The sequence below is a fragment of the Polynucleobacter sp. es-GGE-1 genome (assembly GCF_018882005.1).
In the GTDB taxonomy this organism is placed as follows: Bacteria; Pseudomonadota; Gammaproteobacteria; order Burkholderiales; family Burkholderiaceae; genus Polynucleobacter.
On record NZ_JACVPE010000007.1, the window covers coordinates 29949 to 45000 of the forward strand.

The 15052-nt window shown below is 46.0% G+C and carries 15 protein-coding genes; 12 read left to right on the top strand and 3 right to left on the bottom strand.

What is annotated here, in order from left to right; genetic code table 11:
- Positions 1–70 precede the first annotated feature (70 nt).
- Positions 71–433, top strand: coding sequence for a YkgJ family cysteine cluster protein (locus tag ICN35_RS06585; protein ID WP_216125494.1), 363 nt, complete (start codon positions 71–73; stop codon positions 431–433).
- On the opposite strand, the gene ICN35_RS06590 is transcribed toward ICN35_RS06585, so the two are convergent.
- Together ICN35_RS06590 and ICN35_RS06595 are read right to left on the bottom strand one after the other, a co-directional pair.
- A complete protein-coding gene (locus ICN35_RS06590) occupies positions 430–1392 on the bottom strand; it encodes a tripartite tricarboxylate transporter substrate binding protein (protein WP_216125495.1) in 963 nt (320 codons plus the stop codon). The genes ICN35_RS06585 and ICN35_RS06590 overlap by 4 nt on opposite strands.
- Before the next feature lie 14 nt (positions 1393–1406).
- Entirely contained in the window at positions 1407–2234 is an 828-nt protein-coding gene (locus tag ICN35_RS06595) for an amidohydrolase (RefSeq protein ID WP_216125497.1), read from the bottom strand.
- 66 nt (positions 2235–2300) lie between these two features.
- Here ICN35_RS06595 and ICN35_RS06600 point away from each other — a divergent pair, with 66 nt between their 5' ends.
- From ICN35_RS06600 to ICN35_RS06615, 4 genes are all read left to right on the top strand, one after another.
- Positions 2301–3161, top strand: a complete 861-nt coding sequence (locus tag ICN35_RS06600; RefSeq protein WP_216125991.1) for an oxaloacetate decarboxylase — start codon at positions 2301–2303, stop codon at positions 3159–3161.
- 40 nt (positions 3162–3201) lie between these two features.
- Positions 3202–3930 carry a hypothetical protein gene (locus ICN35_RS06605; protein ID WP_216125499.1) on the top strand — a complete coding sequence of 243 codons (729 nt, stop codon included), beginning with the start codon at positions 3202–3204 and terminating at the stop codon, positions 3928–3930.
- 1 nt (position 3931) lies between these two features.
- Entirely contained in the window at positions 3932–4909 is a 978-nt protein-coding gene (locus tag ICN35_RS06610; RefSeq protein ID WP_216125501.1) for a tripartite tricarboxylate transporter substrate binding protein, read from the top strand.
- Between the two features lie 65 nt (positions 4910–4974).
- Positions 4975–5934, top strand: a complete 960-nt coding sequence (locus ICN35_RS06615) for a tripartite tricarboxylate transporter substrate binding protein (RefSeq protein WP_216125503.1) — start codon at positions 4975–4977, stop codon at positions 5932–5934.
- A gap of 34 nt (positions 5935–5968) precedes the next feature.
- Here ICN35_RS06615 and ICN35_RS06620 read toward each other — a convergent pair whose 3' ends face one another.
- On the bottom strand, positions 5969–7006 hold the full coding sequence (locus ICN35_RS06620; RefSeq protein ID WP_255535741.1) for a tripartite tricarboxylate transporter substrate binding protein: 1038 nt from the start codon (positions 7004–7006) through the stop codon (positions 5969–5971).
- Between the two features lie 140 nt (positions 7007–7146).
- Here ICN35_RS06620 and araD point away from each other — a divergent pair, with 140 nt between their 5' ends.
- From araD to ICN35_RS06655, 7 genes are all read left to right on the top strand, one after another.
- Positions 7147–8886, top strand: a complete 1740-nt coding sequence (gene araD / locus ICN35_RS06625) for an L-arabinonate dehydratase (RefSeq protein ID WP_216125505.1) — start codon at positions 7147–7149, stop codon at positions 8884–8886.
- A gap of 213 nt (positions 8887–9099) precedes the next feature.
- On the top strand, positions 9100–10251 hold the full coding sequence (locus tag ICN35_RS06630; protein WP_216125509.1) for a branched-chain amino acid ABC transporter substrate-binding protein: 1152 nt from the start codon (positions 9100–9102) through the stop codon (positions 10249–10251).
- A 42-nt stretch (positions 10252–10293) separates the two neighbouring features.
- Positions 10294–11226, top strand: coding sequence for a branched-chain amino acid ABC transporter permease (locus ICN35_RS06635; protein WP_216125511.1), 933 nt, complete (start codon positions 10294–10296; stop codon positions 11224–11226).
- 2 nt (positions 11227–11228) lie between these two features.
- Positions 11229–12371: a branched-chain amino acid ABC transporter permease gene (locus ICN35_RS06640; RefSeq protein ID WP_216125515.1), complete on the top strand. Its 1143-nt coding sequence runs from the start codon at positions 11229–11231 to the stop codon at positions 12369–12371.
- A complete protein-coding gene (locus ICN35_RS06645; RefSeq protein WP_255535742.1) occupies positions 12368–13159 on the top strand; it encodes an ABC transporter ATP-binding protein in 792 nt (263 codons plus the stop codon). Before ICN35_RS06640 ends, ICN35_RS06645 begins: the two co-directional genes overlap by 4 nt.
- 2 nt (positions 13160–13161) lie before the next feature.
- A complete protein-coding gene (locus ICN35_RS06650; RefSeq protein ID WP_215295008.1) occupies positions 13162–13869 on the top strand; it encodes an ABC transporter ATP-binding protein in 708 nt (235 codons plus the stop codon).
- 36 nt (positions 13870–13905) lie between these two features.
- Positions 13906–15051, top strand: a complete 1146-nt coding sequence (locus tag ICN35_RS06655) for a M20 family metallopeptidase (RefSeq protein ID WP_216125518.1) — start codon at positions 13906–13908, stop codon at positions 15049–15051.
- Position 15052: the final 1 nt, after the last annotated feature.

The window sequence follows — 15052 nt, forward strand, 5'->3', positions numbered from 1 at the left end:
TTTTGTATAAAACTCAAAATCATTGTCAAAAAACGACAGCGATCAAAGTGAAAGTAGTTGGTAAGCGACTATGACTCTTGAGAATCAACTGTCTAAGGATGCCAATCCCTGCTTTGAATGTGGCCAATGCTGTCAGCACTTTCGGGTGAGTTTTTACCATGGAGAAATCGCAGGTAATGATGCTGGAGCCGTTCCAGGAGAGCTGACAACAAAGCTTACAGACCACTTAGCCTGCATGAAGGGCACGGAAAAAGGTGGAGCGCCTTGTGTCGCGCTACGACATACCCAAGCAGAAGGCTGGCGTTGCTCTATCTATGAGCAGCGTCCCAGTCCTTGCCGAGAATTTAATATCCTCAACGAGGATGGAACACCTAACCCTGATTGCTTAAGACTACAAGAGGTCGCGAAACAGCGACGCCAAGAATTAGCTTAACGCATATTCAAGGTCTTCGCGATCTGGCTAAATGCGGCGTACTCTTGATTGAGTTTATCTTGTAGTTCTTTGCCAGTTAAGATTGCAGAGGACTCACCAACTTCATCTAAATAGCGCAATGTGTCAGACTCTTTCATTGCCTTGCTATAAGCCTGAACAATTTGATTGATGCGTTCAGGTTTAGTGCCTTTAGGGGCTAAGATAATGCGCCAAAGCAAAGTCTCTTCTTTTGCAAGACCAATATCTTTTAATGAGCTTGCGTTAGGAAACTGTGCATTTCTGTTCACAGAGGAAACTAAGAGACATTTCGCCTTGCCAATATTGGCATGTTGTATTACCGGTGGAATAGAACCCACATAAATATCAATCTGATTGGATAAGAAACCAATAATAGTTTCACCAGCGCCTTTGTAGGGAACATCAACCGCTTCAATATTCTGTGGTCTAAAAATGCGCTCAGCAGCTAGCTGTGCTGGGCCACCTAGGCCATCAGTGCCGTAGGTATATTTTTTAGGATTCTTACGCAGCTCTTCCATCAAGGATTTACCATCATTTGCCGGAAAGTCAGGGCGCACACAAAAGATATAAGGCGCAGTAGAGAGCTGAATCACCGGAATATAGTCACTTGGGGTGTAGGGTGCTTTACTGGTCTGTGGAACCACTGTCACCGGTGAAGGCCACACGCCAGCAAGCGTATAGCCATCAGGCGCAGAGTTCACTACTTGGGCAAGACCAATCGTGCCGCCTGCACCAGGAACGTTCTGAATACTGATTGGTCCACCGATAAAACGCTGCGCATCTTTTGACACTACTCTAAAAAGTGCATCAGTACCGCCGCCAGGTGCAGTAGGCACAATCAATTTAGTCACTGTTTGTGCAGATAATGGGCTTTGCAATAAACAGATAGCGCTCAGACCAAATAGACATTTAGTAATTTTTTGAAGGAGAGAGTGGCACATAGGAGTGTCCTAGTCTAAAAATGAAAAAGCGTTTTAGGGTTATTGATGAAAATATCTTCCCAAATTGCCGGATCGTCAACTGCTGACTGAATCCAGTCGATGCAATCAGTATAAGTAAATAAATTTTCATGGCTAAGCCAGGGCCAATCGCTAGCCCAGACCAATTGTTTTGGATTTGCTGCGATCAAAGCATCGATGTAGGGCTCAATGCTAACGCCATCTAAATAGCCTAAGCGATATGGCGCAGAAAGCTTGACCCATAGCTTGCCAGTATCAAGACCTCGCAAAGTATTCTGAAAGGAGGGACTATGAATGCCGAGTTTTGGATCAGGATTGCCAAAGTGATCCAGAACCACAGTAGCGCCGCTTGCCAAAATTTGAGGAACGACATATGCCTGCAGGTGATCCTCTAAAAATAACTCGATATGCAGACCAAGGTCTTTTGCTAAACCCAGTAAGGTTCGATATTCAGAGCTATCGATATCGGGAATAGATTTCTTTTTAATCCAGTTAAGACGAATACCTACAACACCAAGCTCTCGCATCGATAGCAATTGGCGCTCTAAATCAGATTTAGGCAAACTTGGATCGGCGATGATCGTGCCAAGGAGTGTATTGGGGTAGCGACGGAGTGCTTCTAATAAGAGGGTGTTGTTAGAACCATAAAAACTGGGCGCTGTTAGTACCCCATGAGAAATGCCATGCGCACCCAAAACAGAAAGATATTCTTCAGCGCTGACATCGCGCATCGGGCGAGAATGGATTTCAGGAGCCAAAGGAAGGTCCACCGCCATGACGTGAGCGTGGCAATCAATTCCAGTGACGACCTGTTTTTCTTGCATCTGTCTCTCGGTTCATCCTTATAATTCTGTAAAAAGGAGACTACCATGCCGCAGCAAGATGGCCCAATGCACTTAGGTACGAGGTTGCGCAAGCTAATTAATGAGAGAAGAGGCTTGCTAGTGCCAGGAGCGGGCAATGCCCTAGCTGCTAGAGTGATTGAAGATGCTGGCTTTGAGGCAGTCTATCTCAGTGGGGCAGGTCTCACCAATCAGTTCTATGGTGTTCCGGATCTGGGCTTTATTGGCTTGAATGATGTTGCGGCGCACACGGCTGCCATTCGAGATGTGATTCGACTTCCTCTCATTGTGGACATTGATGTTGGCTTTGGGAATGCAGTCAATGTTCATCACACTATTAAAGTGCTCGAGCGTGCAGGTGCGAATGCGGTGCAAATCGAAGATCAAGCCATGCCTAAGCGTTGCGGCCACTTTGCAGGTAAAACGATCATTAGCAAAGAAGAGATGTGCGGCAAGATTAAAGCTGCAGTCGATGCGCGCACCCACGATGATTTTTTAATCATCGCCAGAACCGATGCTAGATCTGTTTATGGGTTTGAAGATGCACTCGAACGAGCGCAAAGCTATGCGCAAGCTGGTGCAGATATGACATTCATTGAGGCACCAGAGAGCGTAGAAGAAATGAAACTCATCGCAGCACAAACATATTGCCCACAGCTGATTAATATTGTCATTGGTGGTAAAACACCATCATTGCCAGCCAAAGACCTCGCTGCAATGGGTTTTGGAATCGTGCTTTACGCTAACGCTACTTTGCAGGGCGCAGTCCGCGGTATGAGCAATGCCTTAGAGCATCTCAAGAAAACTGGTGAGCTCAAAGAAGACTCTGCATTAGTAGCCACTTTTGCAGAGCGCCAAAGCGTTGTGAAAAAAGAAGACTACGATGCATTAGAAAAGAAGTTTTCGTAAACAGAGCAAGAGAAAAAATGAAGAAGATTAGTAAGTCATCATGAATAAAACATTGCCTCGTTTAGGTTTTTTGATTCCACCAGGAAACCCCAATACCGAAGGTGAAGTCATCAAGATGGCCGGTCCGGAGTATTCCATTCACTTTACGCGCATGGTGGCTCATGGTGAAACTGGAAGTCTTGAGGGGCAAGATGAACGCAATCAAGCACAAATCGATCATTTGCCTGAAAACATTGAGCTTCTGAAACTCGTAAAACCTGCGGTGGTAGCGATGGCGCATACCGCTAGTAGTTACACCCTTGGTAAAACTGGCGAAGCTGAATTAATTCAAAAGCTAGAGGATCAATATCAAGTAGCTTTCATTACTGCCTTTGGTAGTGTTGTGAAAGCACTGCATCAGATCAAAGCAAAAAGAATTGCCTTTGGCACACCTTATAGCGAGCAAAATACCTTGCGTTGCAAAAATCTATTAGAGACCTACGGTTTTGAAGTAGTGAGTTTCGGGCACTTACCTGGTGTTAAAAATATTTATGATGAAACTACTGAGCGTGCGCTCCAACTAGTGCATCAAGTCAATAGCCCTGACGCAGACGCTATTTTTGTGAGCGGTGTTGGAATGCCGACGATAGATATTCTGGCGCAAGGCGAGGCTGAGACAGGTAAGCCAGTAATTTCGAGTATTGCTGCGACGATGTGGAATGCGCTCCAAGTTGCAAAAGTGAATAGCAGCATTGAGCATTTTGGCGGATTACTTTCTGGGAGGTATTAAGGTGAAGCGATTTCAACAGTATCTGGGCACATTGGCGCTCAGTTTGAGTATTGTCTCTATTACTCATGCCGTGCCATTTCCAGATAAACCAGTTCGCTTGATTGTTCCTTTTACTGCAGGAGGTAATGTTGATAACTCTGCTCGCACTATTGGGCAGGGATTGACTGAACAATTGGGTCAAGGTGTGATCGTAGAAAACAAACCTGGTGCCAATACTCTTATTGGCGCTGAGTTTGTGGCACGCGCTAATCCAGATGGCTATACCTTGTTATTAGGTACACCTGAGAGTCTGGCAATTAATCCCCATGTTTATAAAAAGATTAACTATGATCCACTTAAAGACTTTACTCCCGTGGGCTTGGTAGGCAATTTCCCTTTTGCATTGGTAGTTAATCCAAAGTTGCCTGCTAAAAATATCAAAGAGTTTGTTGTTCTGGCAAAAAGTGTACCTGGAAAAATGAATTATTCATCATGGGGTGTAGGTAGTACGTCGCAAATTACCTTTGAAAAGTTCAATCAGGTAGCTGGTATTGATCTTGTCCATATTCCATTTCAGGGTGCGGCTCCAGCGATTACCGCTATTGCGGCAGATGAAGTGCAAGCAATGATGGTCCCGCTTTCAGTTGCCTTACCGCAGGCAGCAGGTGGCAAAGTCAAAATCTTAGGCATTACTACTAGTCAACGGTTTGCTAGCGCCCCCGATGTTCAGACTTTTCAAGAACAAGGTTATCCAGTGATAATGAGTGGTTGGCACTTAATTGTGGCACCCAAGAAAACCAGTCCAGCAGTGTTGCAAACACTCAATCAAAGTCTTAACAAAGCGCTCGAAACCCAAGCTACTAAAGAGGCATTGATGAAGATTGGCATTGAACCTAGCCCAGGTACCATCGCACAAGCCACCAAGCTTATGCAGACTGAGTATGAGCGCTGGGGTAAGACTGCTAAAGATGCTGGGATCGCGATTGAGAAAGCCGACTAAAGATGGAACAGATTCTGATGGATGAATGCCTTATCAGAACAAAGCATCTAGAGTAGAAAGAAGTCATGTTAAAAATTCTCTTCACTCTGTTAACGCTTATTAGCGCTTCGCTCGCCAATGCGGATTACCCCGAAAAGTCGATTCGTTTAGTGGTGCCATTTGCTACAGGTGGCACCTCAGAGATCATTGCGCGCTCTGTGGCTAGTAGCCTCAGCACTAGCTTAGGTCAATCTGTGTATGTTGATAACAAGCCTGGTGGCGCTGGCAATATCGCTATGGAAGAGGTCAAGCGTGCTAACCCCGATGGCTACACTTTGATATTGGGTCACGTTGGAACCTTGGCCGTGAATCCTGCACTCTTTGGTAAAAAACTTCCTTACGATCCCAATAAAGATTTCGCGCCAGTAAGCTTGGTAGCAAAAGTTCCGAACGTGATTGCGGTGAGCGAGAAAAGTAATTACAAGACTTTGGCTGATCTCGTGGCAGACGCCAAAAAGAATCCGGGCAAGATTAATTATGGATCTGCAGGCAATGGAAGTGCTGGTCACTTGGCGATGGAATACTTTTCTTCTGAAGCCGGAATTGATCTAGTGCATGTACCTTATAAAGGCTCTGGACCAATGCTTACCGACCTCATTGGCGGTCAAATTCAGGCAACCTTCAACGGCTTACCTTCATTAATGGGGCAGATTAAAGGTAATACCTTAAGACCATTGGCGATTGGATCATCCGAGCGTTCAAAGGTATTGCCAAATGTGCCCACTATTGCAGAGTCTGGTTACAAAGGATTTGAGACTTCGCAGTGGTATGGAATTATCGTGCCCGCCGGTACACCACAACCAGTGATTGATAAATTGCAAAAAGAGATCGCGAAATCACTGAAGTCAAAAGAAGACTCTAAGAAGATGCTTGAAGATGGCGCGGTTTTAGTGGGGGATACACCCGCTCAGTTTGGTGCCTTCATCAAGACTGAGCAGAGTCGTTGGGCCAAGGTGGTTGAGAAAGCAAAAATCACGGTGGACTAAAGCGAGCACTAGTACGAGCTAGGTTTACTTCGGCTTACTCTGGCTTAATCCCTGACTTCTTAATCAATGTAGTCCAAAGCTCAATTTCAGACTTTAAGAAATTGTTATAAGCATTCACACCCAAGGGTGGAATCACAAAGCCCACTGACTCAATGCGTTGTTTGACTTCAGGGGTTTGCAAAGCCTGGATCATGGCGGCCTCTAACTTATCTAAGACAGGTTTAGGTGTTCCTTTGGGAGCACTAATCCCAGCCCATGAGAGCGCCTGAAATCCTGGGTAACCACTTTCTGCCACGGTAGGCACAGTAGGGTAGAGCGCATTGCGTTGCAAACTGCTCACCGCAATCGGGCGCAATTTACCTGAGGCAACATAGGGCAAAGCCGCATCTTGATTAATAAAGATCATCGGGATTTCATTGGCGAGGATGGCGTTCATGAGTGGGCCACCACCACGATACGGAATGCCAACAATCGGTAGCGGATTGCAGTTCGTTTTGTTCTTTACATCAGCGCAGGTGTTGGTTGCTTGACGCAGTAGCTCCATTGCCATGTGACCTGAAGATGCATAGGTATACCCATAGTCCAGCTTGCCAGGATTCTTGCGTGCAAAATCAACAATATCTTTGAGTGTCTTAAATGGACGATCTGGGTTGACGACCAACACATTAGGACCTAAATCAATTAAAGAAATATGGGCAAAGTCTTTTATAGAGTCATATTTAAGATTGGGATCCAAGCCATGGGCAACCGCGTTTTGACCCACGCCAGTCATGACTAAGGTATAGCCATCAGCTGGTGCACCAGCAGCTCTCTCAGCACCAATGACGCCACCACCACCACCGATGTTCTCAATTACAAAGGCTTGCTTGAATATTTTGGTTAGTTGTTCTGCAGAAATTCGCGCCATCAGATCAGTAGTCCCACCAGGCGGAAAGGGCACAATAATTTTGACGGGCTTGCTTGGATATTCGGACTGAGCGAATACTGGAAGATGACTGGCGCATAAGAGGGCGCCAATCAGAAATGCCTTATTTAGCTTAGTGAACATAGTAAAGAAGGAATGCCCAGTCATTGATAGATCCTTGTGAATAAATATCTCTATTAGTGTTGAAAGCTAGGGTAATTAATTGGCTGCCAGAAAACAAGTGCAGGTATACCCTTTCCTTCATATCAGGCATTAATATAGGGCTATTCAAACGAGTGCCTAAAACAATGTCCAAAAAGACCAAAGAATCCCTGCGCAGTGCCCGTTGGTTTGAGCCCGATGATTTGCGCTCATTTGGACACCGCTCGCGTGCTATGCAAATGGGCTACGGTCCTGAGGATTGGTCTGGCAAGCCCGTGATTGCCATTGTGAATACTTGGTCAGACATCAATCCTTGCCACACGCATTTCAAGCAACGCGTGGAAGATGTCAAGCGTGGTATTTTGCAAGCCGGTGGGCTTCCAATTGAACTGCCAGCAATTTCGCTTTCAGAGACATACGTCAAACCGACCACCATGCTCTATCGTAATATGCTCGCGATGGAAACCGAAGAGCTGATTCGCTCTCATCCAATCGATGGTGCAGTGCTGATGGGTGGCTGTGACAAAACTACTCCCGGTTTAGTAATGGGCGCATTATCTGCTGGACTACCATTTGTTTACTTGCCTGCTGGTCCGATGCTGCGCGGCAATTGGAAAGGCAAAGTGTTAGGTTCGGGTTCTGATGCCTGGAAGTATTGGGATGAACGCCGCGCTGGTAATATCTCTGAAGCGCAGTGGCTCGAAGTTGAAGGCGGCATTGCTCGCAGTCATGGAACTTGTATGACAATGGGCACTGCTGCAACGATGATGGGTATTGCTGAAGCATTAGGTCTCACATTACCTGGTGCATCTAGTATTCCGGCAGCGGATGCCAGTCACCCACGTATGGCTGCAGCTTGTGGCAGAAGAATTGTCGAGATGGTGTGGGAAGACCTCACTCCTGCAAAAATCTTAAACAAGACAAGCTTTCTTAATGCCATTAATGCAGCGATGGCGATGGGTTGCAGTACAAACGCCATCATTCATTTAATTGCGATGTCGCGGCGTGCCGGTACAGAATGCACCGTGAGCTTAGAAGATTTTGATTTGGCCAGCAGAAAAGTTCCAGTGATAGCCAATATCCGTCCTAGTGGCGATCAATATCTGATGGAAGACTTTTATTACGCTGGTGGCATGCCTGCATTGCTCAAACAAATGGGCTCTCATCTCAACCTCAGCGCGATGACGGTCACCGGCAAGACGATTGGTGAGAATATTCAAAACGCAGAGGTGCATAACGAAGACGTTATTAGACCGCTGAGTAATGCAATCTATCAAGAGGGCGCGCTCGCTGTACTCAAAGGCAATATCGCTCCGGGTGGCGCAGTGATTAAACCCAGCGCCTGTGCTGAAAAGTTCTTAAAACATACTGGCCCAGCCTTAGTATTTGATAGCTATCCCGAAATGAAAAAAGCCGTTGAAGATGAAAATCTTGACGTCACTGAAAACCATATTCTCGTTCTCAGAAACGCCGGACCAAAAGGTGGACCAGGTATGCCAGAGTGGGGCATGTTACCTATCCCGGTGAAGTTGGTAAAGCAAGGCGTGCGCGACATGTTGCGTTTATCGGATGCACGCATGAGTGGCACTAGTTATGGCGCCTGCATATTGCATGCCTCACCAGAGTCTTATATCGGCGGTCCATTAGCCCTCATTAAAACGGGTGACCTTATCACTGTCGATGTGCCTAATCGCAAAATTCATTTAGAGATTAGTGATGAGGATCTGGCTCACAGAAAAGCCAAATGGACACCACCAGTACCTCAATATGAACGTGGTTATGGTTGGATGTTTAGCCAACATATCTTGCAAGCAGAAGACGGGTGTGATTTTGACTTCCTGGAAACTGGCTTTGGGAAGCCGGTTCCTGAGCCAGATATATTCTAGTAAGGCAGAAGATGCCTTCATTGAGGCGTCCTATTCAATAGAGTGCTTATTAGGGTGCATGCACCTATCTAAGCATTTCATGCACTAATACAGTCAATTTCCTAAAAATCCAAGCAATCACCTTTATAGAATCGAAGATGCCCAGCAATGCATGCCATTTGCAAAGCTTTGCTACACTGGAAAAAAGTACTACCAAAACTAAGGAGATTAAGCATGAAATCACGCATTTCTACATTGCTGGCAGCATTAGTCATTGGCCTTTCTGCCAATGTGTCTGCAAAAGATACTGTCAAGATTGCCTATATTGGGCCTTTAACTGGGGGCGTTTCAGCCAATGGTATTGGTGGACGAAACTCTGCTGACTTAGCGGTTCGACTCAAAAACCAAGACCCCAATGCGAAATACAAATATGAATTGGTGTCAGCTGATGATGAATGTAAGCCGAACGTAGGCGTACAAGTGGCTACCAAGATTGCTTCGGATAACTCCATTATCGCGGGCGTGACTCACTATTGCTCAGCAGTAGCGATGAGTACCGTAGACGTTTATCACAAGTTTGGTTTGCCAGTCATGGTGTGGGGCGCGGTGCTTCCAGAAATTACCTATGGCAATGACTACAAAGAAATTCATCGCGTGAACGGCACGATGATTAATCAAAACGAAGTTGCTGCCAAGTTTTTAACTGGCCTCGGTTATAAAAAGTGGGTAATCATTCATGACACTACTGATTACGGTAAAGGACATAACAAGTATTTCAGCCAGTACCTCAATAAAAATGGTGGACAAATCCTCGGTACATTTGGAGTAACAGCTGATCAGCAGGACTTCACTGCAGAGCTCACCAAGATTAAAGAGTTAAAACCAGAAGTGGTTTACTTTGGCGGCCTGACACCGATTGGTATTCGTATTCGTACACAAATGGATCGCTTAGGAATTAAGGCCGTCTTTGAAGGTACCTCTGGTATTAAATCTGACGCCTATATTGAAGGCTTGGGCAAGCTCTCTGAAGGTTCCCTCTCTTTTATCGAAGGCGCTCCTTGGGAAAAATTACCTGGCGGTCTTGAGTTTATTGCTAAGTACAACCAACAAAAATATCCAGATGCACCTGAGGCTTATGGTCCATTTGCCTACACTGCTGCAAACCTCATCATGGCTGCAATTGAAAAAGCAGGTCCTGATCGTAAAAAAGTGATGGCAGTATTGAATAACACTCAAAACGTTGAAACGGTAATCGGTAAGGTTAGTTTTGATGATCACCGTCAAAACATCGTTCCTCTGATCTCTAAATATGTTGCCCAGGATGGTAAGTGGGTGGTGTGGGAAGACAGCCAGTACGCTAAGGGGCAACGTAAATTAGGTCAATAAGCTCTTTTGATTTTTTACAGAAGTCAAAGAGGGTAAGCTTGCATGTCATTTGATATTTTTTTGCAGTACCTACTCAATGGTTTGATGTTGGGTGTGATTTATGCAATTGTGGCGGTGGGTTTTACCCTCTACTTTGGTGTACTCGATGTCATTAAGTTTTCGCATGGCGATATTTTGATGGTGGGGGCTTTTGCTGGCCTCACCACCTATATCGGCATCGCGGGAACTTTTGAGTCTCCCTGGTTACAACTGCTGATACTAGTTTTAGTCAGCCTCTCAGTAGCAGCATTTTTGGGAGCTGTTATTGCTCGCTACCTCATCTTGCCTTTGCAAAAGGCGCCCCCGATTAATACTTTGCTCGTGACCTTAATGTTAGGTCTGGCATTGCGTGAAATGGTTCGCTTGTTCTATCCCAATGGCTCTAATCCAAAACCTTTCCCTCGATTGCTGCCAACCGATGGTATCGCTTTAGGAGAGTTCACTTTGCGCTCTGATAGTTTGATTCTTTTGGCAACAGGGATCATTACTATCATTGCCGTTCAAAGACTCATCACCAAAAGCAAAATTGGTTTAGCGATCCGGGCGGTTGCACAAGATAGTGAGACAGCACGCATTATGGGAATTAATTTTCACCAGATTGTGCTAATTACTTTTATGCTTGGTTCAGCGCTAGCTGCTTTAGCGGGCCTGATGAACGGCCTGTATTACAACGAAGTAAATTTCGGTATGGGTTTATTGCTCGGGGTGATTGGCTTTTCAGCTGCAGTTGTTGGCGGTTTAGGTAATTTTTATGGAGCTATTGTGGGCGGCTTCTTATTTGCTGCGCTTCAAACGGTTGGGGCGGTTATGTTGCCCGCGATTTTGCCTAGCGTACCTAGTGCCTATAAAGATGTATTTGCATTTACGGTGATCATCATCATCATGGGATTAAAGCCAACCGGCTTGATTTCTGAAAAATCAAGTGAGCGGGTGTAAGTATGAAGTTATTGATCTCCAGTTTTATTGTTTTCCTCATTTATAGCCTCTTATTGTTAGGTGCTGAAAACCAGTTAGAAGTAGGTATTTTGGTGGCCGTCGCTTTTATCGCAAGCGTAGTGGGTAAGAAGATGGGCTTGATGGATCGCCTTGCTAATGCAGTGAGTCAACATCCTCATTTTCCGGCAGTTGCCTCTGTGGCTGGTGTCTTGATTGCGATGGTGGTGTTTTATAACTCCCACTTTGCACTGTTGATGTTGGCAACGGTCTTGATTTATTCCATAGTGTGTTTGGGCTTAAACATTCAGTTTGGCTATGTGGGGATTGTTAATTTTGCGGGCGCTGCCTTTTTTGGCATTGGCAGCTATACCGCAGCAGTCTTGGCTACCCATACAGCAGTGCCTCATTTACTGGTCTTGTTTATTGCGGCAGCTGTCTCTGCCTTAATTGGCTCAATCTTGATTTACCCTGTGCTCAGAACACGAGGTCATTACGCCGCTTTAGTGACGATTGCTTTTGGAATCTTGTTCCGGAATTTTTTAGAGGTGAACGATACCTTGGGCGGACCACAAGGCTTAAAAATTCCGCCACTGACAATCTTTGGTTGGAATCTTTCTGAAGGTATTCAGATTGGAGGAATTGAACTCTCCTTCTATATTCCGTACTTGCTCATCGCCTTGATTTTGCTCATTGTCGCTTTTCGTATCACCAGAAATTTAGAGCGCTCCTGGATAGGCTTGAGTATGGATATGGTGCGCACCGATGAGATTGCAGCCTCAACTTTTGGGGTCAATATTGCGCATTGGAAAATCGTCGCCTTTACTCTTGGCAATTTACTGGCCGGCCTTGCAGGCGCCCTATACGGAATGATGACAGCTTATGTCGCGCCCAATAACTTTACTTTTGCAGACTCGCTCATTTTGGTCTCGATTGTGATTTTGGGCGGCATTGGAAATCCTTGGGGCATTATTCCAGCGGCAGCCATTGTGGTCATTCTCCCAGAGAAGCTGCAATTTATTCAGGAATACCGTTTCTTGTTATATGCCATTGTGGTGATTTTGATTTTGCTCTTTCGCCCAGATGGCCTGCTTCCTAGAAGAATTCGGAACTACTTCCCAAGCAAGAAGGTGGGAGAGTCAGAATGAGCGCTACGATGAATGCTGCCAAAATTTTAGAAGCCAACAACCTGACTATGCGATTTGGTGGTGTTACTGCGCTAGATGACCTAACCATGCATGTCAATGAAGGTGAAGTCCTAGGTCTATTAGGTCCAAACGGTTCAGGCAAGACCACTTTTTTTAACGTCATCACGGGCCTATATCGCGCGAGCTCTGGGAACGTGAGTTTTCGGGGCGAGAATATCACCGATGCGACTGCGCAAGAAGTCTACCTGCATGCGATCACGAGAACGTTTCAGCGCTCCCGTTTGTCATTGCCTTTGACGGTATTTGACAACATCGCGATTGGCGATAATCGCAGGCTAAATACCGGACTGATCTTTAACTTGTTTGCCCGCGATCGATTTGAAAAAGAGTATGACCGCGTTGTCGAGCAAGTCAGCGCTTTGCTATTAACGTTTAACCCCAAACTAGCAGCCAAAATATTTGAGCCTGTAGCTAGTCTGCCAATGATTGATCGGCGTCGGATTGAAATTTGCCGAGCCTTAATCAGTGAGCCTGATCTCTTGTTATTAGATGAGCCATCAGCGGGTATGACCCATGATGAGACTGCAGAGGTCATGAATGATATTTTGCAGGTCCGCAGCAAAATTAAACCATTTACGATTATTTTGATTGAGCACGAAATGAGCTTGATTCAGCGTATGACTGAGCGCTGCATTGTGCTCAACTACGGCAAGAAAATTGCCGAAGGCACTTATGAAGAAATTGTGAGTAACCGTGAAGTTCAGGTTGCCTATCTGGGGCAGGAATAATCATGGCCTTACTAGACATCGATCACATCTATACAGCCTACGATCGCATTGACGTCTTAGAGGACGTATCGATCAAGGTCGAGCGCGGACAGATCACGTGTATCTTGGGTGCTAATGGCGCTGGTAAATCCACCCTGATTCGTTCAATTTTGGGTTTAACGCCAGCCAATCGTGGCAAGATTATTTTTAACGACGCCGATATCACCCATCTGCCCACCCATCGCATTATTGAACAAGGTATCGCTTGCGTACCTGAGGGTCGCCGGGTATTTCCGCGGATGACGGTTGATGAAAACCTCTCGGCAGGTGCGTATCTCGTGAGCGATCAAAAAGTCATACAAGAGCGCCGCGAGCGGGTGAAGACTTTATTTCCACGCCTGGCAGAACGCGCTAATCAATTAGCGGGAACTATGTCTGGTGGTGAGCAGGCGATGATAGCGATTGGCCGCAGTCTAATGAGTTCTCCCGAACTACTCATTTTTGATGAACCCTCTTTAGGGCTCTCACCTTTGTTTGTAAAAGAGAATTTCAAGATCATCAAAGAGATTAATCAAATGGGTACCACCGTGTTACTCGTTGAGCAAAACGTGCGCCAAACCCTAGCGATTGCCCATCGAGGTTATGTGATTGCTAAAGGGCAGGTGGTTGCTCAAGGAAGCGCTACTGAGCTGGCTGAAAATGCAGAAGTCCAAGCGGCTTATTTTGGCTAAACACCCTTAACCACTTCAGTTTGAGTAAAACAGATAATGACTATTCCTGATCCGATTGCATTAACCCAAGAGTTAATTCGTTTTAATACAGTCAATCCCCCGGGTAATGAAGACCAAGTCTGTAATTACCTCGCATCGATCTTAGAGTCTGCCGGTTTTGAATGTCGCAAAATTGAGTTTGCTCCGCGGCGTATGAGTCTAGTTGCCAAAATTGGATCTTGCAGCGCTGGCAATCCCAGCATCTGCTTTACTGGCCACGTGGATGTTGTTCCCTTAGGCGCCCGCTCATGGAAGCATGAGCCATTTGCCGGCCTGATTGAAGATGGCAAATTATTTGGTCGCGGCTCTAGTGATATGAAAAGTGGTGTTGCTGCATTTGTGGTGGCAGCGATGAAGACTGCCCAGGCTGCTAAAGCAGGTAGCGGTGTGAGTTTGATTATTACCGCAGGCGAAGAGACAGGTTGTGAAGGCGCCTTTCATTTAGCGGCCAGTCAAGAGATCCTCGAGTTTTTAGGACCAGCAGGCTCTTTTGTAGTAGCTGAGCCTACTGCCAACGAGCCTCTCATCGGTCATAAAGGGGCTTATTGGCTCAAGGCCTCAACCGAAGGCGTTACCGCGCACGGATCGATGCCAGAGCGTGGTGAGAATGCTTTTTATAAGTTAGCCAATGCGGCATTAACTTTAGAGAAATTTACCTTTGATACACCAGCGCATCCCTTGATGGGCCAGGGCACCTTAAACGTAGGCACTGCGAAAGCGGGTTTAAATATTAACTCTGTACCTGATGCCGCTGAAATGACTTTAGATATCCGGACAGTGGCAGGGCAAAGTCATGCCCATATCTACGGTTGTCTTTGCAAAGCATTGGGGCCGATTGTGCGTCTCGATACTATTATTGATATCGAAGGGGTCTATACCCCTGCGAGTTATCCTTGGATGGCAAGCGTGTTTGATCGCTGCGAAAAGATCAATGGCGTGCGACCTGTTGAAAAAACGGTTTCGTACTTTACTGATGCTTCAGCCTTAAAGCCGGTCATTGGCAACCCCCCGACAGTGATTCTAGGCCCTGGCCAACCCGAGATGGCGCACCAGACCGATGAGTTTTGCTATGTCGACAACATTACTGACGCCACCCAGCTCTTTGAAGATCTGATCATGGATTGGCAAAACATTAGGAAATGAA

Bases quoted from the DNA above. Each gene is read 5' to 3' on its own strand.
- araD (WP_216125505.1), top strand. From the start codon at position 7,147: ATGTCCAAAAAGACCAAAGAATCCCTGCGCAGTGCCCGTTGGTTTGAG.
- ICN35_RS06640 (WP_216125515.1), top strand. From the start codon at position 11,229: ATGAAGTTATTGATCTCCAGTTTTATTGTTTTCCTCATTTATAGCCTC.
- ICN35_RS06605 (WP_216125499.1), top strand. From the start codon at position 3,202: ATGAATAAAACATTGCCTCGTTTAGGTTTTTTGATTCCACCAGGAAAC.
- ICN35_RS06650 (WP_215295008.1), top strand. From the start codon at position 13,162: ATGGCCTTACTAGACATCGATCACATCTATACAGCCTACGATCGCATT.
- ICN35_RS06630 (WP_216125509.1), top strand. From the start codon at position 9,100: ATGAAATCACGCATTTCTACATTGCTGGCAGCATTAGTCATTGGCCTT.
- ICN35_RS06620 (WP_255535741.1), bottom strand. From the start codon at position 7,006: ATGACTGGGCATTCCTTCTTTACTATGTTCACTAAGCTAAATAAGGCA.
- ICN35_RS06600 (WP_216125991.1), top strand. From the start codon at position 2,301: ATGCACTTAGGTACGAGGTTGCGCAAGCTAATTAATGAGAGAAGAGGC.
- ICN35_RS06645 (WP_255535742.1), top strand. From the start codon at position 12,368: ATGAGCGCTACGATGAATGCTGCCAAAATTTTAGAAGCCAACAACCTG.
- ICN35_RS06590 (WP_216125495.1), bottom strand. From the start codon at position 1,392: ATGTGCCACTCTCTCCTTCAAAAAATTACTAAATGTCTATTTGGTCTG.
- ICN35_RS06595 (WP_216125497.1), bottom strand. From the start codon at position 2,234: ATGCAAGAAAAACAGGTCGTCACTGGAATTGATTGCCACGCTCACGTC.
- ICN35_RS06585 (WP_216125494.1), top strand. From the start codon at position 71: ATGACTCTTGAGAATCAACTGTCTAAGGATGCCAATCCCTGCTTTGAA.
- ICN35_RS06655 (WP_216125518.1), top strand. From the start codon at position 13,906: ATGACTATTCCTGATCCGATTGCATTAACCCAAGAGTTAATTCGTTTT.
- ICN35_RS06615 (WP_216125503.1), top strand. From the start codon at position 4,975: ATGTTAAAAATTCTCTTCACTCTGTTAACGCTTATTAGCGCTTCGCTC.
- ICN35_RS06635 (WP_216125511.1), top strand. From the start codon at position 10,294: ATGTCATTTGATATTTTTTTGCAGTACCTACTCAATGGTTTGATGTTG.